Annotated in this window: 18 protein-coding genes; 10 read left to right on the top strand and 8 right to left on the bottom strand. The window is 54.0% G+C overall.

The window, feature by feature from the left end; genetic code table 11:
• Nucleotides 1-356: 356 nt before the first annotated feature.
• Nucleotides 357-1,193, bottom strand: a complete 837-nt coding sequence (locus tag ACJJI0_RS13400) for an NRDE family protein (RefSeq protein WP_444882984.1) — start codon at nt 1,191-1,193, stop codon at nt 357-359.
• Between the two features lie 95 nt (nt 1,194-1,288).
• On the opposite strand from ACJJI0_RS13400, the gene lgt reads away from it, so the two are divergent.
• The 10 genes from lgt to ACJJI0_RS13350 all read left to right on the top strand — a co-directional run bounded on the left by lgt (nt 1,289) and on the right by ACJJI0_RS13350 (nt 9,861).
• The gene (gene lgt, locus ACJJI0_RS13395) at nt 1,289-2,137 is read left to right on the top strand and encodes a prolipoprotein diacylglyceryl transferase (RefSeq protein ID WP_252083576.1); all 849 of its coding nucleotides are present in this window, start codon (nt 1,289-1,291) and stop codon (nt 2,135-2,137) included.
• Nucleotides 2,138-2,143: 6 nt separating this feature from the next.
• The gene (locus tag ACJJI0_RS13390; protein WP_444882983.1) at nt 2,144-2,977 is read left to right on the top strand and encodes a thymidylate synthase; all 834 of its coding nucleotides are present in this window, start codon (nt 2,144-2,146) and stop codon (nt 2,975-2,977) included.
• Nucleotides 2,978-2,991: 14 nt separating this feature from the next.
• Complete coding sequence (locus ACJJI0_RS13385) at nt 2,992-3,501, top strand: dihydrofolate reductase (RefSeq protein ID WP_444882982.1); 510 nt, start codon at nt 2,992-2,994, stop codon at nt 3,499-3,501.
• 287 nt (nt 3,502-3,788) lie between these two features.
• Complete coding sequence (locus tag ACJJI0_RS13380) at nt 3,789-4,571, top strand: DUF3450 domain-containing protein (RefSeq protein WP_252083573.1); 783 nt, start codon at nt 3,789-3,791, stop codon at nt 4,569-4,571.
• Nucleotides 4,568-5,938 (top strand): MotA/TolQ/ExbB proton channel family protein, encoded by a 1,371-nt coding sequence (locus ACJJI0_RS13375; protein WP_444882981.1) that lies wholly within the window; start codon nt 4,568-4,570, stop codon nt 5,936-5,938. Before ACJJI0_RS13380 ends, ACJJI0_RS13375 begins: the two co-directional genes overlap by 4 nt.
• A 14-nt stretch (nt 5,939-5,952) precedes the next feature.
• Nucleotides 5,953-6,480, top strand: a complete 528-nt coding sequence (locus tag ACJJI0_RS13370) for a MotA/TolQ/ExbB proton channel family protein (RefSeq protein WP_152455321.1) — start codon at nt 5,953-5,955, stop codon at nt 6,478-6,480.
• 116 nt (nt 6,481-6,596) lie between these two features.
• Nucleotides 6,597-6,998: an ExbD/TolR family protein gene (locus ACJJI0_RS13365; RefSeq protein WP_252083571.1), complete on the top strand. Its 402-nt coding sequence runs from the start codon at nt 6,597-6,599 to the stop codon at nt 6,996-6,998.
• Nucleotides 6,999-7,003: 5 nt separating this feature from the next.
• On the top strand, nt 7,004-7,621 hold the full coding sequence (locus ACJJI0_RS13360; RefSeq protein ID WP_252083570.1) for an energy transducer TonB: 618 nt from the start codon (nt 7,004-7,006) through the stop codon (nt 7,619-7,621).
• Nucleotides 7,622-7,633: 12 nt separating this feature from the next.
• Nucleotides 7,634-8,986 (top strand): tetratricopeptide repeat protein, encoded by a 1,353-nt coding sequence (locus ACJJI0_RS13355; RefSeq protein WP_252083569.1) that lies wholly within the window; start codon nt 7,634-7,636, stop codon nt 8,984-8,986.
• Nucleotides 8,987-9,210: 224 nt separating this feature from the next.
• Nucleotides 9,211-9,861, top strand: a complete 651-nt coding sequence (locus ACJJI0_RS13350; RefSeq protein WP_444882980.1) for a TonB family protein — start codon at nt 9,211-9,213, stop codon at nt 9,859-9,861.
• A 44-nt stretch (nt 9,862-9,905) separates the two neighbouring features.
• Here ACJJI0_RS13350 and ilvD read toward each other — a convergent pair whose 3' ends face one another.
• The 7 genes from ilvD to ACJJI0_RS13315 form a co-directional block, all read right to left on the bottom strand.
• Complete coding sequence (gene ilvD, locus ACJJI0_RS13345; protein ID WP_444882979.1) at nt 9,906-11,741, bottom strand: dihydroxy-acid dehydratase; 1,836 nt, start codon at nt 11,739-11,741, stop codon at nt 9,906-9,908.
• A gap of 126 nt (nt 11,742-11,867) precedes the next feature.
• Entirely contained in the window at nt 11,868-13,190 is a 1,323-nt protein-coding gene (gene argA / locus ACJJI0_RS13340; protein ID WP_444882978.1) for an amino-acid N-acetyltransferase, read from the bottom strand.
• A gap of 82 nt (nt 13,191-13,272) precedes the next feature.
• The gene (gene argE / locus ACJJI0_RS13335; RefSeq protein ID WP_444882977.1) at nt 13,273-14,436 is read right to left on the bottom strand and encodes an acetylornithine deacetylase; all 1,164 of its coding nucleotides are present in this window, start codon (nt 14,434-14,436) and stop codon (nt 13,273-13,275) included.
• Nucleotides 14,414-15,292, bottom strand: coding sequence for a carboxylate/amino acid/amine transporter (locus ACJJI0_RS13330; RefSeq protein WP_444882976.1), 879 nt, complete (start codon nt 15,290-15,292; stop codon nt 14,414-14,416). Before ACJJI0_RS13330 ends, argE begins: the two co-directional genes overlap by 23 nt.
• 177 nt (nt 15,293-15,469) lie before the next feature.
• Nucleotides 15,470-17,170 (bottom strand): thiamine pyrophosphate-binding protein, encoded by a 1,701-nt coding sequence (locus tag ACJJI0_RS13325; RefSeq protein WP_444882975.1) that lies wholly within the window; start codon nt 17,168-17,170, stop codon nt 15,470-15,472.
• 198 nt (nt 17,171-17,368) lie between these two features.
• Nucleotides 17,369-18,643 (bottom strand): inorganic phosphate transporter, encoded by a 1,275-nt coding sequence (locus tag ACJJI0_RS13320; RefSeq protein ID WP_444882974.1) that lies wholly within the window; start codon nt 18,641-18,643, stop codon nt 17,369-17,371.
• 10 nt (nt 18,644-18,653) lie between these two features.
• Nucleotides 18,654-19,331, bottom strand: a complete 678-nt coding sequence (locus tag ACJJI0_RS13315; RefSeq protein WP_252083561.1) for a TIGR00153 family protein — start codon at nt 19,329-19,331, stop codon at nt 18,654-18,656.
• Nucleotides 19,332-19,435: the final 104 nt, after the last annotated feature.

Genomic DNA, 19,435 nt, shown 5'->3' with positions numbered 1-19,435 from the left:
CATCCAGAGACTGTTAGGTGTCTAGCGTTGACTCGCACTTGTCATGCGTCCCGCGCGACTTCCTCTAATGTAAGACCACAATTGGCGTCACGCTTGCGCGAAACTCAACCAATCTCAGCCTGTGAAACTAAGTATGGCAATAAATGCGGAATTTGCTTGGCGTTTCTTTCCTCTGAGGATATGAGGCTTGGTAATCTGTGATGAAGGCACGCAAATCTTAGCCCTTACCGCGATATGGTTCTGTTATTGACAGAAATTTGTCTGCTATGGCTTCGGGGCTTGGGCGATTAGATACGGCCAATTTTTTCAATAACCCCTAAAAACCCTACAGATTTCAGGGGCTTGGGATAAAGGATTCAGGGGATGGAAAAGTGGCGAATTGGCCCATACGGATTGCCCTGGGAAAAGCTCTGTTCCCATAACTGGGTCTGGCCATCCCGGTGAACTGCTATGAGGGTGCTGGCACGAGTGCCATAGCCTTGCTGAGTGTCGCTTAAATCTTGCCCGCCTGGCAGTTGATTCTTTCTCTGGGATATCTGCACAAATATTGGCGACAGGGCGCGCTCCATTGACAAGCTCACGCCGGTATCTGGCAGCTCCGCATCTGCAGCGGGGGCCCTGTCCTGCAGAAGGTTGAAGGCCGGTTCAATAAAGTTCTCCCGGCCAATGGGGCCTTCAATTTGCCGTGTAATTTGTGCCAGCCCCGCCTTGCCCTTTTCCACCTTGGGCCAGGGAGCATCGGGTGCGCCATTGGAGATACCGTGTACTCCGGCAGAGAAAGCGAAGGGCTTATGCCTATTGCCCGCGCAGTAGAGGGGGGGGGCTTTATCCAGTGCGAATAGCAGCGCATTAAAGCCCCGATAGTGCTGTCCTTCGAGTTCCCCTGCGAACTGCTCGGGGGAATCATCGCCGGTTAGGAATTTATAAGGAATTTCCCCGCGAGATAGGACATTTTCGGGCTCTGCCCTTCCGGGCTCGCGGATATTGGTCACTGCGGCCACCCGCCGCGCAGAGATCCCTGCCCAGGTTCCGCCAGCCTGCAGGTCGCGCCCAGCGACTATTTGCCCCCCCTCTGGCCCATTCTTCCAGGGTTCGGCGGGGGCACTCTTCCTGACGTAAAATTCATCTCTATTGGCGATAAGTAGCAGCGGGTAGTCGGGATGGCAACGGTAGGCAAACAAAAGTAGACACATAGTGTTTTCCTGAAGGTGGGCTTTTAGCGCGCCTCTTTCGCTGGGGGGCGCTTTGCGACCATAATACGCTCTTCGCCAACAATCTCGATTCCCCCATGCTGACTTATCCAGAAATCAATCCGGTGGCCATTGCTATAGGCCCTTTAAAAGTACATTGGTACGGGCTGATGTACCTGTTCGGTTTCGTTGCTGCCTGGTGGTTGGCACTGCGGCGTAGCACTCGGCCCTGGTCTCCAGTTATTAAATCGGAAGTGGAGGACTTGATTCTCTACTGCGCTATCGGTGTGGTGGTCGGTGGGCGCCTCGGCTACATGTTCTTCTACAACTTGCCGCAGTTGATGGAGAATCCGCTCTCTCTGTTCAAAGTCTGGGAAGGGGGCATGAGTTTCCATGGTGGCCTGGTAGGCGTAATGTTGGCCACCGTCATTTATGCCCGAAAAATTGGCTCAACTTTCCCCGCACTGATTGATTTTGTCGCCCCACTGGTACCTATCGGCCTGGGACTGGGGCGTCTGGGTAACTTTATCGGTCAGGAACTCTGGGGCCGCCCAACAGAAGGGCCCTGGGGAATGGTCTTCCCCAAGGACCCGGAACTGTTGGCCAGGCATCCGTCGCAGTTATATCAGGCCTTCCTGGAAGGGCTAGTGCTCTTCGCAGTGCTCTGGTGGTTCTCCAGCAAGCCGCGCCCGCGCCTCGCCGTTGGCGGCATGTTTGTGTTGCTCTACGGTATTTTCCGTTTCCTGGTGGAATTTGTCAGGGAGCCGGACGGTCATATCGGCTTCGACTTGTTCGGCTGGATGACTCGCGGCCAGCTTTTGAGTCTGCCGATGATTATTGCCGGTATCGCTCTATTGGTTTGGAGCTATCGTACCCAGCCGCTGCCCGAAGGGCGAGGCAAGGGTGGAAACAAAGAAAACCGTTCTCAAGTAAATGGCGGAGCCTAGTTAGAAATGAAGCAGTACCTCGATCTAATGCGCCATGTGCGCGAAAACGGCACAGTAAAAGGGGATCGTACCGGCACCGGCACCCTGAGCGTATTTGGCCACCAGATGCGCTTTAACTTGGCAGAGGGTTTCCCCTTAATCACTACAAAGAAGTGTCATTTGCGCTCCATCATTCACGAGCTGCTGTGGTTTTTGCAGGGGGACACCAACATTCGCTACCTGCAGGAAAACAAGGTGCGAATCTGGGATGAATGGGCTACCGAAGATGGGGATTTGGGGCCAGTTTACGGCCACCAGTGGCGCTCTTGGCCCACGCCTGATGGTCGTAAAATTGACCAGGTGGAAGAGCTGGTGCAGCAGTTGAAAACCCGTCCAGATTCCCGCCGTCTGATAATCAGTGCCTGGAATCCGGCGGACCTGCCCGATGAGGGCGTCTCCCCGGCGGAAAATGCCCGTGAAGGGCGCATGGCGCTCGCCCCTTGCCACGCCTTGTTCCAGTTTTATGTGGCGGATGGCAAGTTATCCTGCCAGTTGTACCAGCGCAGTGCGGATATCTTCCTTGGGGTGCCTTTCAATATTGCCTCCTACAGCTTGCTAACGTTGATGCTGGCTCAAGTGTGTAACCTTGAGCCAGGTGAGTTTATTCATACTTTTGGCGATGCCCACCTCTACTCCAATCATCTGGAGCAGGTTGATCTGCAGCTGCAACGGGAACCACACCCCCTACCGACAATGCACCTCAATCCAGATGTCAAAGACCTGTTCGCCTTCCGTTTCGAGGATTTCGATCTGCAGGATTACCAGGCGTATCCACATATTCCGGCTCCAGTTGCGGTTTGAATAGGAGAGACACTGTGGATACCCCGATTGCCTTAATCGCGGCTGTGGCCCGTAACGGTGCCATTGGCAGAGATAACGAGTTGCCCTGGCGTCTTTCTGGCGACTTGCAGTTCTTCAAGCGCACTACTATGGGCAAGCCTGTGGTGATGGGACGTAAGACCTTTGAGTCGATTGGCCGCCCGCTACCTGGACGTGTCAATATCGTGATTACCCGCAACCCTGATTGGCAGGCCGACGGTGTTGAGGTGGCAAGCACCTTGGAAGCCGCACTGGAACTTGCCGATAAGCACGCACAGGAAGCAGGGGCCGGCGAGCTGATGGTGATCGGCGGGGCACAGATTTATCGCCTCAGTATGCCCTATGCCGCGCGGCTCTATGTTACCGAAGTAGATGCTGAAGTGGCGGGAGATGCATTTTTTCCTGAAGTTAATGACTCATGGGTCGAAGTTGCACGAGAGTGTTACCCTGCTTGCGACAAGAATGAGTATAACTACGCATTAGTTCAGTACGACAGATTTAAATAAAAACAATTTGATTAAAAGTTGATCAATCTGTTAAATTCTGCGACAGCCAACACAGGGAATAGCGCCGTCAATGTGTGCAAGCGACCCGGTCTTGTTACCCGGTTGTTACTTTGCTACCCACGCGGGCCGATGCTGGCAATCGGCATTTGAATAATCAAATCGGCTGTTTACAATGTGCGGCTCTTAGCTGTCTTCTAACCAATGTTTTTAAAACAAAAGGACACCGCGTTGTGGCAGCTATCTCATCGCGACCATGTTGTGAAATATTGAACCCACTGGGGGGTCTAATGAAAACCAAGCGATTCATGGCTGTGGCGCTGACCACTGCGCTGTCTGCCGGCGCGCTCTACGGCAGCGTAGCCACTGCGGATACTCTCGATAACGTACTCGCCGTCGGCCAGCAGAAAACCACTGCGGCCCAGGCATCGCAAAAACGCATCGACAAGATTGCCGAAGAAACCAGCAGCCTGCTGCAGGACTTCAAGGTGGTCAATAAAGAAATCGATGGTCTGCGAGTGTACAACCGTCAGCTGGAAAAGCAGCTGGCCAACCAGCTCGAAGTGATCAATGAGCTGGACGAGTCCATTGCCAACGTTACTGTAATCGAACGTCAGATCCAGCCGCTGATTTTGCGTATGCTGGACGGCCTGGAGCAGTTCATCGAACTGGACGCACCGTTCAAGCTGGACGAGCGTATGGCCAACCTCGAAGGCGTTAAGAACAATATGGATCGTTCCGATATTACTGTTGCGGAGAAATTCCGCCAGGTACTGGAGCTGTACAATTTCGAAGCGGAATACGCGCGTAAGATCGACACTTACGGCGATACCCTGAACGTAAATGGCCAAGAGCGCCAGGTGAACGTGCTGCAGATCGGCCGTATCGCCCTGCTGGCTCAGACCACCGACTCCTCGATCTCCCTCGCCTATGACAAAGGCCAGAAAGCCTGGGTTGAGATCGATGCTGGCGAATACCGCCGCGCTCTCATGAACGGTCTGAAAATCGCCAAGAAGCAGGCCACTATCGATATCATGACTATGCCGATCGCGGCTCCGGAGGCAGCGCAATGAAATCCTCTATCGCCAAACGCGTACTAGTTGCAGCAGCGGCTGGCCTGATCAGCTTCTCTGCTGTCGCCCAGGAAAAAGCAGCTTCTCTCGATGACCTGCTGAAAATGGTTCAACAATCCAAGGTTGCTGAATCCAAAGAGCACAAGCAGCGTGAAGCTGAGTTCCGTCGCCAAAAGGCCAATCAGCAATCTTTGCTGAAAAAGGCTAAAGACACTCGCACTGCAGAAGAAAAGCGCTCTGCTGAACTGGAAAAGAAATACCAGGAGCAGGAAGTTGCTGTAGATCAGAAACGCCAGCAATTGGACGAGCGCCTGGGCTCCCTGAAAGAGCTGTTCGGCCATATGTCTTCTACTGCGGCAGATCTGCGTGCGAATATCGGTTCCTCTCTGGTTTCCGCCCAGTACCCTAACCGTACCGAATTTATCGACGGTCTGCTGGCCAAGATGAACAGCGCTACCAAGCTGCCGACAATCGAGGAAATCGAGCGCCTGTGGTTTGAGGTTCAGCGCGAAACCGTGGAATCCGGCAAAGTAGTTAAGTTCAACGCTACCGTGATCAAGCCCAATGGTGAGCAGGTTCAGCAGGAAGTTGTTCGTGTTGGTAACTTCAACCTGGTTTCCAGCGGCAAATACCTGGAAATGAACGACGCCTACCAGCTGGCCGAGCTGATTCGCCAGCCAGATGCCAGCTTCCAGAAGATGGCGGAAGGTTTACAGGCCTCTACCGCAGGCTTCAGTGCTTTTGGTATCGACCCGACTGGTCCTACCGGCGGCTCCTACCTGAAAGCCATGATCAACAGCCCCGATATTGTTGAGCGTTGGCACCAGGGTGACATCGTTGGCTATATCATCACTGCCGTTGGTGTATTCGCCATGCTGTTGGCTATCTTCCGCCTGATCGTACTGACTGGCGTGAGTGCCAAGGTAAGTGCTCAGCTGCGCTCTTCTACCCCGAACACCAATAACCCGCTGGGTCGTGTACTGGCTGTTGCGGAAGAGAACAAAGGTGTCGACGGTGAAACTCTCGAGCTGAAGATGGAAGAGGCGGTCCTGAAAGAGCGTCCGGCCATCGAGTCCGGCCTCAACCTGCTGAAGATTATTGCCATGGTAGCTCCGCTGCTGGGTCTGTTGGGTACCGTTACCGGTATGATCGTAACCTTCCAGGCAATTACCATCTTTGGTGCTGGTGACCCCCGCGCAATGGCTGGTGGTATTTCCTCTGCCTTGATCACCACCGTTCTCGGTCTGTGTGTGGCTATCCCCACTGTACTGATGCACACCATTGTTAATGCTCGTGCTAAGCGCGTCCTGCATATTCTTGAAGAGCAGAGCGCTGGTATCGTGGCGGAAAACGCCGAGCGTAAATAAGAGGAGGCGGCAACATGCACGCATTAATCGACGCATGGGCCGCCGTCAACGCCTTTATGGCGTCGGGCGGGCCAGTACTGTTCCTGATCGCCGGCCTGACCTTCTTTATGTGGACGCTGATTTTTGAACGTGTTTTCTACTTTAACAAAGCGTTAAAGAGTGACGTTCAGGGTGCGGTAGACCAGTGGGAAGAGCGCAGTGAGCGCAAATCCTGGGCCTCCCACCAGATCCGCTACGCGATGATCTCCCGGGTTTCCGAGAAGATTCAGGACAATATGGACATGATCCAGGCCTGTGTTGCCCTAGCGCCCCTGTTCGGGCTGCTGGGCACGGTTTGGGGCATGATCAACGTGTTCGATGTTCTCGCAATTACCGGTGGCGGTGACGCTAAGCAGATGGCCAGTGGTGTATCCATGGCAACCATCCCGACGATGGCGGGTATGGTTGCGGCCCTCTCCGGAGTATTCGCCAACACCTACCTCGCCCGTAAGGCCGAGCGTGAGACCCAGTTGTTGGAAGATCATCTGACCATGGATCACTAAGCACACATCAGCGAATAGGCCAGCTTATTTGCTGTGAAGGTTTAGCCAAGCCAGAAATTTTCGCCAGGGGCGCTCTCTGAGGGCCCCCGACGAGAAAGTTCGCTAAGAGAGTTGCTATGAGCAAAAGACAAAATACGGCAGAAGAAGAAGCCGGCGCTATTGACCTCACGCCCATGCTGGACGTGGTGTTCATCATGCTGATCTTCTTTATCGTCACTGCGACCTTTATTAAGGAACCGGGTGCTGATGTTGTTAAGCCGGAAGCGACAACCGCAGAACTCAAAGCCACCTCTATTCTGGTAGCGATCAACGATAGTGATGAGATCTGGATTGCCAAAGAGAAAGTTGATGAGCGCCAGGTAAGAATTGTCCTGGAGCGCCTCTACTCGGAAAACCCGAAAGGGTGGTTGGTGATTCAGCCCGATAAGGAAGCGAGTATTGAAAAGATCGCCCTGATTGCGGAAGCAGCCAGGAAGATTGGTATCAAGAAAGTTTCGGTCGCGACAGAAAAGAGTTAACAGCTATGAATCCGGTAAGACTTCTTGGGGCAGGTACGCTGGCAGTAGCCACAACCTTTGGCCTCATCTTCACCATGCATCAGCTGATTCAGGCAAATATGGGCGCTCCAGAGGAAAAGGAGCAGTTCAAAGTTGCCGATGTGGTGATGCCTGAGCAGAAGATCGAAACACAATACGACACGACCAAGCCGGTGAAACCGGAGGATCCTGAAACTCCGCCGCCGGAAATGCCTGAGCCGGAGTTTGAGGAGCCGGACATCGATGGCGGTATAAGTATCTCTGCGCCCAAGGCGTCTGGCGGTGTCAAGCTGTCTGGTTTTAGCTTTGGTGAGGGTGACTACCTGCCCATCGTTAAGGTTCAGCCCCAGTATCCACGCCGTGCACTTCAGCGGGGTATGGAAGGCTATGTAATCGTAGAGTATACGGTGACCACCAATGGTTCTGTGCGCGATCCTATTGTGATCGAAGCCTTTACCCTGGATGGCAAGCCCACCTCTGTTTTTAACAGGGCCGCACTCAAGTCCGCGCTGAAGTATAAATACAAGCCGCGGGTAGTTGATGGCAAGCCGACCGAAGTCCCGAATGTGCGGACTAAGATCAGCTTTAATATGGCTAAGGACTAAGGAGGAAGCACTATGAAGTTGACAAGCATTAGCAAAAGTTTGTCCAAGCTCGCGCTGCGCACCTCAGTAGCATTGCCCCTGGTCTTGGCACCAGCACTCAGTGTTACCGTGCTCGAAGCAGCGGGTGTTTCCGCACCTTTCGCCTCTGCCCAGGCCCAGGAGCAAAAAAAGCCCAGCAACCAGAAGAGCCGCAAAGTACCGGCTATGCGCGAAGCCGCGTATAAAAAGTTGGAGAAAGCCCAGGAAGCTGCTGATGCAGAAGATTGGGCGGGCGCTTTAGTTGCACTTCAAGAGATGGATGCGAGTAAGAAACGGTACAACGGCTATGAGATAGCTCAGATGTACAATTTCTTCGGTGTGGTTTACTACAGTACCGAGCGCTACAAAGAGGCCATCCCCTACTTTAAGAAGGTGCTAAACCAGGGCGAAAAAAACTTGCCGGTTGCACTTGAAGTGGGAACCTTGTTTACCCTCGCGCAGCTCTACTTTGTTACCGAGGATTACAAGCAGGCGATTAATTACCTAAATAAATGGTTCAAGGTCTCTGATCGTATAACTGCCGACTCTTATGCATTGCGTGCCCAGGCCTATAACCAGGTTGGTAATCAGAGCAAAGCGCTGGCGGATATCAATATTGCGGTATCCATGTATGAGAAAGAAGGCAAGGTGCCCAAGGAAGGTTGGTACGGTCTTCAGCAGTACGTGTACTTCGAGCGCAACGACTACAAAAAAGTAGCTGGTGTTCTTGAGAAGCTGGTACAGCACTATCCCAAGCCTGTGTACTACAAAACACTGGCGGCTATGTATGGCGAGCTGAAGCGCGATAAAGATCAGCTGCATATGATGGAAGCCGCTTATTTGGCAGGTGCGCTGGAGAAGGATCGGGACCTGTTGAATATGGGTTATCTCTTTATGGGGCACGAAATGCCTTATAAAGGTGCCAAGGTGATTGCCAAAGGTATCCAAGAGAAGAAGATCCCTCGTACAGCCAAGAACCTGGAAACGCTTGCTCAGGCGTATCAGATGGCTCAGGAGCTGCAAAAAGCGATTCCCCAGCTGGAAGCTGCAGCTCAATTGTCTGATAAGGGTGAAATCTACTCGCGCCTGGCCGGGATCTACCTGGACCTGGACCAGAATGAGAAGGCCGTTTCCATGGGCAAAAAAGCTCTGGCAAAGGGCAAGATCAAGCGTGTCGACACTCTACATATTGTGTTAGGCATGGCTAATGCCAACCTGAAGCGCTATGACGCGGCAATAAAAAGTCTTAGAGAAGCCTCGAAAGATGAGCGCTCTGAGAAGTTTGCCAAGCAGTGGATGGAATTTGTCAAGGGTGAGCAGGAGAGGGAAAAGCAATTGGCGATTTAATCGCTTAGTTACTTTTCAATCCCAGAAAAGCCGTACAGAGATGTGCGGCTTTTTTTATGCCTCTGTTTCCTCTTTCAATAATATTAAATGTTGCTATAACCTGTATTTACGAACTATTTGCATTTTTTCGTGAATTGGCTAATGATTAAAGTCAGCTGATCAGCTTTTTCCATTTCGGCACTTAGATGCCTTTTACGCACCCTAATAACAATAGGAGAGGTGTTATGGATAGAGCTTGCACGCCATTTTCCAGCCCCGATTTTTTCCCTACCCACCTGCTTGCCGGTTATGTTAAAGGCTTGGCCTACGCAGCCTTGATTACTCTCGGTTTGATTTTTGCAATGAGCCAGTTGATCTCCACAAATTTTGTGGAACCGGTGGCTAAGCCGTTACCGACGATTCAACCTATAGATATGACCGACAAGAAAGTGGTTACCCAGCAAGAGTATCAGGCTCCGCCAAGCCCTCAGGATATTCCGCCACCGCTTGAGCGTACTGAGACGATTAGAAAAGTGGAGACTATAAATACCATCCCAACGATTACTCCTCCGGTTACTGAAACTGGTAATAATCCAGCTATCGTATCGAGAGAGCCTGTGCCTGTTTATAAGGCTACACCGCGTTATCCGAGCACGGCTATACGCAGAGGTATAGAAGGTTATGTAGTTGTGGAGTTTACGATAAGCAAAACCGGTGCGGTGCGCGATGTGCGTGTTGTTGCTGGCTATGACAGCGCCGGCAATCCAACCAATGTATTTAATCGTTCGGCACAGGCTGCGGCAGAGCGGTTTAAATATCAGCCACAAGTGGAAGATGGCCACCCCGTCGAGCGGTATGGTGTTCGCAATCGGATCACCTATAAACTTGCACAATAAAAAAACGGCCCGTTTGGGCCGTTTTCTATTTTCTGTATATCTGCTTAATCAATTTCCCTTACCGCACCGCGATCAGCGCTGGTGGCGAGTAATGCATAGGCTTTTAGGGCCTTGCTGACTTTGCGGGGGCGCTCTTTTTGGGGTTTCCAGCCCTGCTGGCCTAGACTCTCCATTTCCTGGCGGCGATTCTCAAGTTCCTCTTCACTGAGGGCAATCTCAATTTTGCGCGCTGGTATATCGATTCGGATTGGATCGCCATCCTGTACCAGGGCGATATTCCCTCCAGATGCAGCCTCTGGAGAAACGTGGCCGATAGAGAGGCCAGAGGTGCCCCCGGAAAAACGTCCATCGGTAATCAGGGCACAGTGTTCCCCAAGGCCCTTGGATTTTATGTAGCTGGTGGGGTACAGCATTTCCTGCATACCGGGCCCGCCTTTAGGGCCCTCATAGCGAACAATTACCGCCTGGCCTTTCTGTACTTTACCTTCGAGAATATGGGCAACCGCCTCTTCCTGGCTCTCGACAACATGGGCCGGGCCCTCAAATTGCCACAGTGTCTCGTCCACACCAGAGGTTTTTACTACACAGCCATTAGGGGCCAGGTTGCCGAATAAAACTGCCAGCCCGCCCTCAGCAGAATAAGCGTGCTCGGCTGAGCGAATGCACCCTTGCTGACGATCGGCATCCAGAGTTGGCCAGCGACAGGCCTGGCTAAATGCGGTCTGTGTGGGAATACCTGCGGGACCAGCCCGGTAGAAGTCATGCACCGATTGCTGATCGGTGCGAGAAATATCCCATTGCCTTAGTGCATCCGCTAATGAGCCACCGTAGGCTGTGGGCAGGGAGGCATCAATTAACCCAGCAGATTCCAATTCGCCGAGAATCGCCATTACCCCACCGGCTCGGTGGACGTCCTCCACATGGTACTTCTCTGTGTTAGGTGCGACTTTGCACAGTTGCGGCACCTCGCGGGAGAGTCGATCGATATCCTGTAAGTTGAAGTCGATATCGCCCTCCTCGGCTGCGGCGAGTAGATGCAATATCGTGTTGGTCGAGCCGCCCATGGCGATATCGAGAGCCATGGCATTCATAAAGGCTGCGCGGTTGGCGATATTGCGAGGCAGGGCGCTCTCGTCATTTTCTTCGTAGTAACGCTTGGTCAGCGAGACGATTTCTCGTCCGGCGCGCAGGAACAATTCTTTGCGGTCAGCATGGGTGGCCAACAGGGTGCCGTTGCCTGGCAGTGAGAGGCCCAACGCCTCAGTCAGACAGTTCATGGAGTTGGCGGTGAACATGCCGGAGCAGGAACCGCAGGTGGGGCAGGCAGAGCGCTCGTACTCCGCAACCTCTTCGTCAGAGGCTGTATCTGTGGCGGCGATCACCATGGCATCCACCAGATCGAGCTTGTGGTCGGCCAGTTTGGTCTTGCCAGCCTCCATTGGTCCGCCGGATACAAAAATAACCGGGATATTCAGGCGTAGAGCGGCCATCAGCATGCCCGGAGTGATCTTGTCACAGTTGGATATACATACCAGGGCATCGGCGCAGTGGGCGTTGACCATGTATTCCACCGAGTCGGCGATAATCTCACGGCTGGGTAGGCTGTAGAGCATGCCATCGTGGCCCATGGCAATACCATCGTCTACGGCGATGGTATTGAATTCCTTGGCGACACCGCCGGCTCGCTCGATCTCCCTTGCCACCAGCTGCCCCATATCTTTGAGGTGTACGTGCCCCGGTACAAACTGAGTGAATGAATTGGCGATGGCGATAATCGGCTTGTGGAAATCCGCATCGGTCATACCTGTGGCACGCCACAGGGCTCGGGCGCCGGCCATATTGCGTCCGGCGGTGGAGGTACGGGAACGATATCTGGGCATGGTACAAGCATCCGGCTGTGTAAATTAGAGCGTCAGCTTAGCAAAAAAAGCCTATATCTGGGATGTTTTCGCGCAGTGCGGATCCACTGCGCTACTTACTAGGATAGGTATTGCGATAGGAGAGAGTTAAGGCGTACCGCCCTGGCCGAGCTGTTTGCGCAGAATGCGTGAATTGCGCTGGATGTTGTAAAGGGATTTACGTGAGGCAGGCAGATCACTCACCCCGACCTGATCAAACCCCTGCTCGATAAACCAGTGTTCGGTTTGGGTGGTGAGCACATAGAGCTCGCGGATATTGACCGCTCGGGCTTGGCGTTCGAGGTGGCGCATCAGCTTGGCGCCGCGCCCACCGCCACGAAAATCTGGGTGGCTTGCCACGCAGGCAATCTCAGCGGCAGAAGTATCGTCGCTGTCGTCTCCAATAGGGTAGAGTGCGGCACAGGCTACGGGTGTACCATCGACTTCCACCAGGGTGAAATGATCTATCTCGGCTTCGAGCTTTTCCCGCGAGCGCCTTACCAAAACGCCCTGCTTCTCCAGTGGGCGAATCAGGCCGAGAATCCCCCCCACATCGGTGATTCGCGCCCGGCGCACCACTTCATAGCTATCCCGGTAGATCATGGTACCGGCGCCCTCACGGCGAAAAAGCTCCTGGATCAGAGAACCATTCTGGCAGTAACTGAGCAGGTGGACCCGGGCTATACCTGAATTGCAGGCCTGGATGGCACACTGTAGGGTTTTGCTCTGTATTCGGGTGGCGGCTTGCTCGGCCTGCACAATACTGAGCTCGTTGATTGGATTACCATCAAGCATCAATTGCGCCGGCTCGCGGAACAGCACCAGTTTCTCGGCTCGCAGGACTCTAGCGGCCTCTGCGGCTAAGTCCAGGTAGTTAATATTGAACAGTTCGCCGGTCAAAGAGGTCCCCAAGGGGGATAGTAGCACCAGTGCGCCCTGGTCTAGTGCCTGTTCAATAGTGTTGACTTCCATGCGCCTTACTGTGCCGGTCCAACCCAGGTCGACACCATCCAAAACACCGCATGGGCGTGCAGTAACCAGATTTCCAGAGATTACCTTAAGCGCTGAGCGCGCCATGGGGGAGTCGGGGAGCCCCTGGGAAAAGGCCGCTTCGATATCGAAGCGCAATCTGCCCACTGCGGCTTTTATCACTTCCAAGCTTTCCCGGTTGGTAACACGCTTGTTGCCGTGAAAACGGCCCTCAATGCCGCGCTCTTGCAGGGCGCGGTTGACTTGTGCACGGCAGCCATGCACCACTACCAGGCGGACTCCAAGGCTGGCGAGCAGCGCCAGATCGTGGACCAGGTTACGAAAGTTGCTGTGTTCGAGCCCGTCGCCGGGAATGCCGACTACCAGAGTGCGACCGCGCAGGTCATTGATATAGGGCGCCGCATGGCGGAACCAGTTGAGGGAGGCGTTCTCGTCGGTCACTAATACCCTTCCGTCTGTCGATATATTTGCTTGTGTAAGGGGCGGATAAAAATTTAACTGAAGCCAGGCCGGCCTGAATGGTTTAGAGGCAGAAGCGTCCGATCAAGTTGCGCAATATTTTTACCATCGGCTCTATACGATCGAGCTCCAGGTATTCATCCGGTTGGTGAGCCTGATCTATATCACCGGCGCCAAGCACAATAGTGTCAATATTCATGCTCTTCAAGTAGGGGGCTTCAGTGCCGAAGGCGACACTCTGGGCGCTGTAACCGGTGAGCTTTTCTGCAACCTTGACCAACTCAGAATTAGGATCCTGTTCGAAGGGTTCGGTACCGGGAAACAGAGAAACCATATCGAGATGAATTCTACTGTTGTCGATACATGCCTGCAGCCTTGTATTTAACTCACGGCGCAATTCCTGCAGTGACATACCGGGTAGTGGGCGTACGTCAAACTGTAACTCCGCATGGCCGCAAATTCGGTTGGGGTTGTCACCACCGTGGATGCAGCCAAGGTTGAGGGTGGGTACGGGGACGACAAATCCGGGGTTATTGTACTTTTCCTGCCACTCCCCACGCAGACGTAATAACTCCCCAATAACCAAGTTCATGGCCTCCAGGGCATTGGCACCGAGGCTAGGATTGGAGGAGTGCCCCGATTGTCCCGTGATACGCACGGCCTCCATCATCACTCCTTTGTGCATGCGAACCGGGCGCAAGCCAGTCGGCTCGCCAATTACTGCGTAGCGTCCTTGCGGTCGCCCTGCTTTGACCAATTCTCTGGCGCCGGTCATTGAAGTCTCTTCATCGGCGGTAGCGAGAATGGTCAGGGGCTGGCGCAGAGGTTTATCGATAAAGCTGCGGGTGGCTTCGATGGCCAGTGGGAAAAAGCTTTTCATATCACTGGTGCCCAATCCATAGAGGCGATTGTCGCGCTCCTGCAGGCTGAACGGGTCTGAATGCCAGCGCCCATCATCGAAGGGAACCGTGTCGGTGTGTCCGGAAAGGATCAGGCCGCCTTCAGCGCCCTCATGTGCGCCAAGGGTGGCAATCAAGTTGGCTTTATTCGTGCTGTCTGGCAGGGGCATCAATTCCACGGTGAACCCTAGGGTATCGAGCCAGTCTGCGAGTTTTTCCACCACCGGGCGGTTGCCCATGTCCAGCGCTGGATCGGTGGCGCTGACACTGGGGCAGGCGATTAATTGTCGAAGCTGGGTCTTTAACTCAGGTACTGCGATAGGCGCCATGGGAATTGTCCCCTATTTTGTTGCGTCGCTCGTTGAGAATAACCGCCAGTGCGATTGCGCATCCACCCAGAGCGAGTCTGGGAATATCCGCATCGCGGTTCCAGATTAACAGGTTTACCAGTAGGCCGGCGGGTACCAGGGCATTGTTCATAGCCGCGAGAGTCGCCGCGGAGACTAGGGTGGCGCCCTTATTCCAGAGGAAATAACCGAGGCCGGAGGCCACAAGGCCGAGCCACAACAATACTCCCCATTGGGTTAGGGTTTGTGGATACCTGGGCTCGCCCAAAAAAGCCCATGCGCATACCGTAATGACTGCCGCACCTAGAAAAAACCAGCCAAAAATCTGCCTGGGCGGGAGAGATTGATCCCGCTGCATAAATTGCTTGTAAGCAACCTGGCCGATGGCAAAACACAGGTTGGCCCCCTGAACCACGGCAAAGCCTAACCAGTAATCGCCACTGGGGGAGTCCCAGCGGATAATGGCCGCCCCGAAGACTGCCAGCAGTGCGATGGCCAAATTCCACAGTGATAGGCGTCGCTCAATCAGATCATAAAACAGTGCAATGTATAGAGGGGTAAATATGGTAAACAACAGTACCTCAGGCACACTCAGCAGCAGGAATGACTGATAGTAAAAAAGGTACATGGCCCCCAGCTGTACGGCACCAATGGCCATTAGAATAATGGCGTCGCGAGCACTAGAGCGTCGCCACTGTAACAGGGGCAGAAATACCAGAGCGGCCAATAAAACCCGAGTCATCGCCGAGAAATAACTGTCGACCTGACCGGCGAGGTAAACTCCGATCAGGCTGAAAGAAAAGGCCCAGAGCAGGGTGACAAGGATCAATAAAGGCATGGGAATGCTTTCTCAGGAACGGATGATATGCGGCAAATAGTTAGTGGCTGGTGAGTATTGCGCGGGCGAAGAATAAATGGAAGAGGTTGCCACTTACTCCGATGAGTAGCGTTCAATGAAGCTTGCTCAATCGAAAATGGGGGACAAAAACATCGCCCTCACCGTTTGGAATGGCTGTCATATACTACGATGCGCCCGGCTGTTATTGCGGGCAACTTGGTTGCCCCAACGCAGTAGGTTTACATTGCAGTCGTTGCGGTCGATCAGCACTTCGATCAGGCACAGGCCACTACGCTTCTTGGCCTCAGTGATTGCCTGATCCAGCTCGCCCTGGGTGGTGACCCTACACCCCCAGGCGTTGCCTTCCCCTGCACTAAAAGTCTCGATCAGCTTGGCGTAATCCCATTTCTTAATCGTGTTATAGGGGCCATCGTGGATCTCCACCTCAATGGTATAACCACCATTGTTGATCAGGAAAATAATCGGGTTAACCCCGTAGCGAATCATGGTGGATATTTCCTGGGCAGTGAGCTGGAAGGAGCCGTCGCCAATGCAGGAGATCAGGCGCCCTTTGCTCATTCCGAGGGCGTAGCCGAGGCTGGCTCCCACAGACCAGCCGATGCTTCCATATTGCATCTGAATCTCAAACTGTGCTCCCTCGGGCAATGAAAGCTCCATACCGTTAAACCAGGAGTCCCCAGTCTCCACCAGCAAGGTACTTTTGCGATCGAGCAGCTTCTGTATTCGTGCGAACAGTTGTCTAGTGGTGAGTGGTGTGTCGGGTTTACCGGGTTTGGGGATATGTTTAGGGCTGCTCACCCTGTGGTAGGCCTTCAAGGCCCCATCGTTTGCACTTAGTTTTCCTACAAGGGCATTTAGCAGATCCCTCATATGCACATTGCTGTAGCAGGTGTCCCCGAGTTGAACAGAAGTAGGTTGCACCAGGATGGCTTTATCACCCTGAAAACACAGCTGATGGCCCGTTGTTGTGTAATCGGTAAACAGGGGACCGGCAAATAATAGAGCATCTGCTGTATCCACAATCTCACTGCATCCAGGGGTGCTCACAGGGCCCCAATAGATACCCATAAAGCTCTCAAGGGTCTCGGGAAGTAAACCCTTGGCATCGGGCATAGAGGCGAGACCATATTTACAGCTATGGGCCAGATCGCACAGGGCTTTTTGCGCACTGGCTGCACGTACCCTGCTGCCAGCAATTAAAACCGGGCGCTCGGCAGCATTTAAGAAATCGACGATATGCTTCACAGCGGCGGCGAGGGAGTCGGGATCGCTGGTAGGGCGCCGGGCAAAGCCGCGCGGAATTGGCGCCGAGGTTGGGGCATTGGCGACATTGGCGGCGACCTCTATATACACTGGTTTGCGCCGCAACATGGCGGTATCCAGTGCGCGATCTATAGCGGCCGGTGCCAGTTTGGGGTGGTGGATGATTACGGTCTCGGCGGTGACGTAAGAGTACATCTCGCGCTGATAGCTGTAGTTTACTTCGCCCAGAGTGTGGTGCAGGTACTCCCACTCGGCTTCCGAATTGGTATTTGGGCCCCCGGAAATGGCAATCAGAGGGAGATCCTCGGCAAAGGCCCCTGCGACTGCGTTGATCATGCTGAGCCCGCCAACAGAAAATGTGACCACGGCTGCGGCTGGTCCCTGGGTTGCCCGAGCGTAGCCGTCAGCGGCATAACCTGCATTCAGCTCATTGCAGCAACTGATCATCTTTAGGTCTGGCTCCAGCAGTAGCTGGTCGAGCAATACCAGATTGTAATCGCCAGGCAGGGCAAAATAGTGGCGGATACCCACATCCTTCAAGCGCTGTGCCAGGTAGGTGCCAACGGTCCAATGTGTAATGTCACGTGTCGTCATGTGGCGATATTCATTCTCAGCCGGTGATCGCTACTCGGCGGGCGGGACGGTTTCGGGTAGATCTGGGACAGCTTAGTTCAGTTTCTGAGAGGGTGATGAGGGGGTGGCTCTGGCCAGCCAGTAGGACAAGAGCGGTTCGTTTGAAATAAAAAAGGGAAGCTGAGCTTCCCTTTTTTGATGGATATTGCGCAGCCGCAATTAGCCAAACAATCCCTTGAAGAAGTAGAAGAACAGGATTGCAATACCAGCGCCAGCGGGCAGGGTAACTACCCAGGAAGCGGCGATGGTGGTAATCATACGCAGGTTCAGCGCACCGATACCACGGGCCAGGCCAACACCCAGTACCGCGCCCACCAGGGTATGGGTGGTGGAGATGGGCAGGCCGGTGCCGGAGGCCATAACCACGGTAGCAGCGGCGCCGAGCTCTGCAGCAAAGCCACGGCTGGGTGTTAGCTCGGTAATTTTACGGCCAATCGTCGCCATTACTTTAAAGCCATAGGTGGCGAGGCCCACCACAATACCCAGGCCCCCAAGCAATAGAATCCATGAAGGCATGGTTGCCTTGGCGGTTACTGCACCCACTTGGATGGTATTGACTACCGCCGCCAGTGGACCAACGGCATTGGCCACGTCGTTAGAACCATGGGCGAAGGCCATGGCACAGGCGGTGAAAATCATCAGGATCGCGAAGACACGCTCCACATTGGCAAAGCGGTTTTCTGCTTCGATGGAGGTGTCACGCTTGATACGCTTGAGCATGGTGACGCCAACGCCTGCGACCAACAGACCTACAATCGCGGCAATACCGGCGTCCTGCAGGAAACTGAGCTTGATATCTGCGTCTTTGAGAACGTGCTTCAGACCCTTGGTCAGGGTCACCATAGCGATCATCCAGCCCACGGCGAACATATAAAAAGGAATGTAGCGCTTGGCGTTGGCAAATGGATCCTCGGTATCGAGGATCAGGCGTTGCACGCTGCGGAACAGCAGGAAGGAAATAGTACCTGCCAGCAGCGGGGAGACTACCCAGCTCGCTACAATGCTACCCACCTTGCCCCAGGCCACCGCATCGGGGGAGATACCCACTGCGGAGAAACCGACAATAGCGCCGACAATGGAGTGGGTGGTGGATACCGGCCAGCCGAGGATACTGGCCACCAGTAGCCAGGTGCCGGCGGCGAGCAGGGCGGACAACATGCCGTAGACGAGCAGCTCGGGCTGTGAGGCAAAGATATCAGAATCGATAATGCCTTTGCGGATCGTGGCGGTTACCTCACCACCGGCTAAATAGGCGCCTGCAAACTCGAAAATCATGGCGATGACAATCGCCTGTTTGATAGTCAGTGCTCGCGAGCCGACTGAAGTGCCCATGGCGTTGGCGACATCGTTGGCACCAACACCCCAGGCCATAAAAAAGCCCGCGACACAGGCCAATATCAACAGAATATGGCCATATTGACTAAGAATTTCCACGTTGAACCCCCTAACGTGCCAACAACAACTGCAAACGGTTACCCACGCTGTGGGCACGATCGGCCAGTTCGCCGATCCATTCAATCACTCGGTAGAGGAACATCACATCCACCGGCGGTAGGTCTTTTTCAATAGTGAACAGGGAGGCGCGAATTTCGACTTCCAATTTATCCGACTTACGCTCCAGTTCATCCAGCTCTTCGGTCATACGCTTGGCGATGGTCACCTCGCGCCCGGCAAAGCCGCTCTCCAGCAACTCATCCAGTTCATTGATCGCGCGCAGGGCCTGGGCAGAAGTGGCCACGGCGCTCTCTACAAAAGTGGTCATCAGAGACTGCAGACTCTCAGGGATCTGCATTTTTCTACCGACCGCCAGCCCGGCAATATCCTGCGCTGTGTTGGCCACTTCGTCTTGGGCGTGCAGCAGCTCCAGCAGGTCGGAGCGGGAGACAGGCATAAACAGGCTGTCTGGCAGGTGCAGACGCAGGTCTCTCTTGATGTCATCGGCGCGATTCTCTGCTGCAGAGATACGCAATTGAATCTGCTCCGCTTCTTTCAGGTCGCCTTTGATGAGGGCGTCGAAGAAGGGGATCAGGTCGGCTGAAGCCTCGTGGGCCGTAGCCATATGCTTCTCGATCGGCTTGATCGGTGAGCGGCCAAACAAATTGGCAATATTCGACAGGGCCATGGTTAGCTCCATTGCTCAGGGTGCGAAACGGCGGCATGGTACCCCAATCGGAGCCACTTCGGTATTAGTGCGTTAACGATGCACTGTCGGCTTTGATTGATAGG

The sequence above is a fragment of the Microbulbifer mixtoriginis (SeqCode) genome (assembly GCF_052466695.1).
This window is presented reverse-complemented; position numbering and strand designations above follow the sequence as displayed.

What these genes read in the sequence shown, in the direction of transcription:
- ACJJI0_RS13400 (WP_444882984.1), bottom strand. Translation starts at nt 1,193, where the DNA reads ATGTGTCTACTTTTGTTTGCCTACCGTTGCCATCCCGACTACCCGCTG.
- ACJJI0_RS13355 (WP_252083569.1), top strand. Translation starts at nt 7,634, where the DNA reads ATGAAGTTGACAAGCATTAGCAAAAGTTTGTCCAAGCTCGCGCTGCGC.
- ACJJI0_RS13315 (WP_252083561.1), bottom strand. Translation starts at nt 19,331, where the DNA reads ATGGCCCTGTCGAATATTGCCAATTTGTTTGGCCGCTCACCGATCAAG.
- ACJJI0_RS13380 (WP_252083573.1), top strand. Translation starts at nt 3,789, where the DNA reads ATGAAAACCAAGCGATTCATGGCTGTGGCGCTGACCACTGCGCTGTCT.
- ACJJI0_RS13370 (WP_152455321.1), top strand. Translation starts at nt 5,953, where the DNA reads ATGCACGCATTAATCGACGCATGGGCCGCCGTCAACGCCTTTATGGCG.
- ACJJI0_RS13390 (WP_444882983.1), top strand. Translation starts at nt 2,144, where the DNA reads ATGAAGCAGTACCTCGATCTAATGCGCCATGTGCGCGAAAACGGCACA.
- lgt (WP_252083576.1), top strand. Translation starts at nt 1,289, where the DNA reads ATGCTGACTTATCCAGAAATCAATCCGGTGGCCATTGCTATAGGCCCT.
- argE (WP_444882977.1), bottom strand. Translation starts at nt 14,436, where the DNA reads ATGGCGCCTATCGCAGTACCTGAGTTAAAGACCCAGCTTCGACAATTA.
- ACJJI0_RS13365 (WP_252083571.1), top strand. Translation starts at nt 6,597, where the DNA reads ATGAGCAAAAGACAAAATACGGCAGAAGAAGAAGCCGGCGCTATTGAC.
- ACJJI0_RS13350 (WP_444882980.1), top strand. Translation starts at nt 9,211, where the DNA reads ATGGATAGAGCTTGCACGCCATTTTCCAGCCCCGATTTTTTCCCTACC.
- ACJJI0_RS13330 (WP_444882976.1), bottom strand. Translation starts at nt 15,292, where the DNA reads ATGCCTTTATTGATCCTTGTCACCCTGCTCTGGGCCTTTTCTTTCAGC.
- ACJJI0_RS13375 (WP_444882981.1), top strand. Translation starts at nt 4,568, where the DNA reads ATGAAATCCTCTATCGCCAAACGCGTACTAGTTGCAGCAGCGGCTGGC.
- ACJJI0_RS13325 (WP_444882975.1), bottom strand. Translation starts at nt 17,170, where the DNA reads ATGACGACACGTGACATTACACATTGGACCGTTGGCACCTACCTGGCA.
- ilvD (WP_444882979.1), bottom strand. Translation starts at nt 11,741, where the DNA reads ATGCCCAGATATCGTTCCCGTACCTCCACCGCCGGACGCAATATGGCC.
- ACJJI0_RS13360 (WP_252083570.1), top strand. Translation starts at nt 7,004, where the DNA reads ATGAATCCGGTAAGACTTCTTGGGGCAGGTACGCTGGCAGTAGCCACA.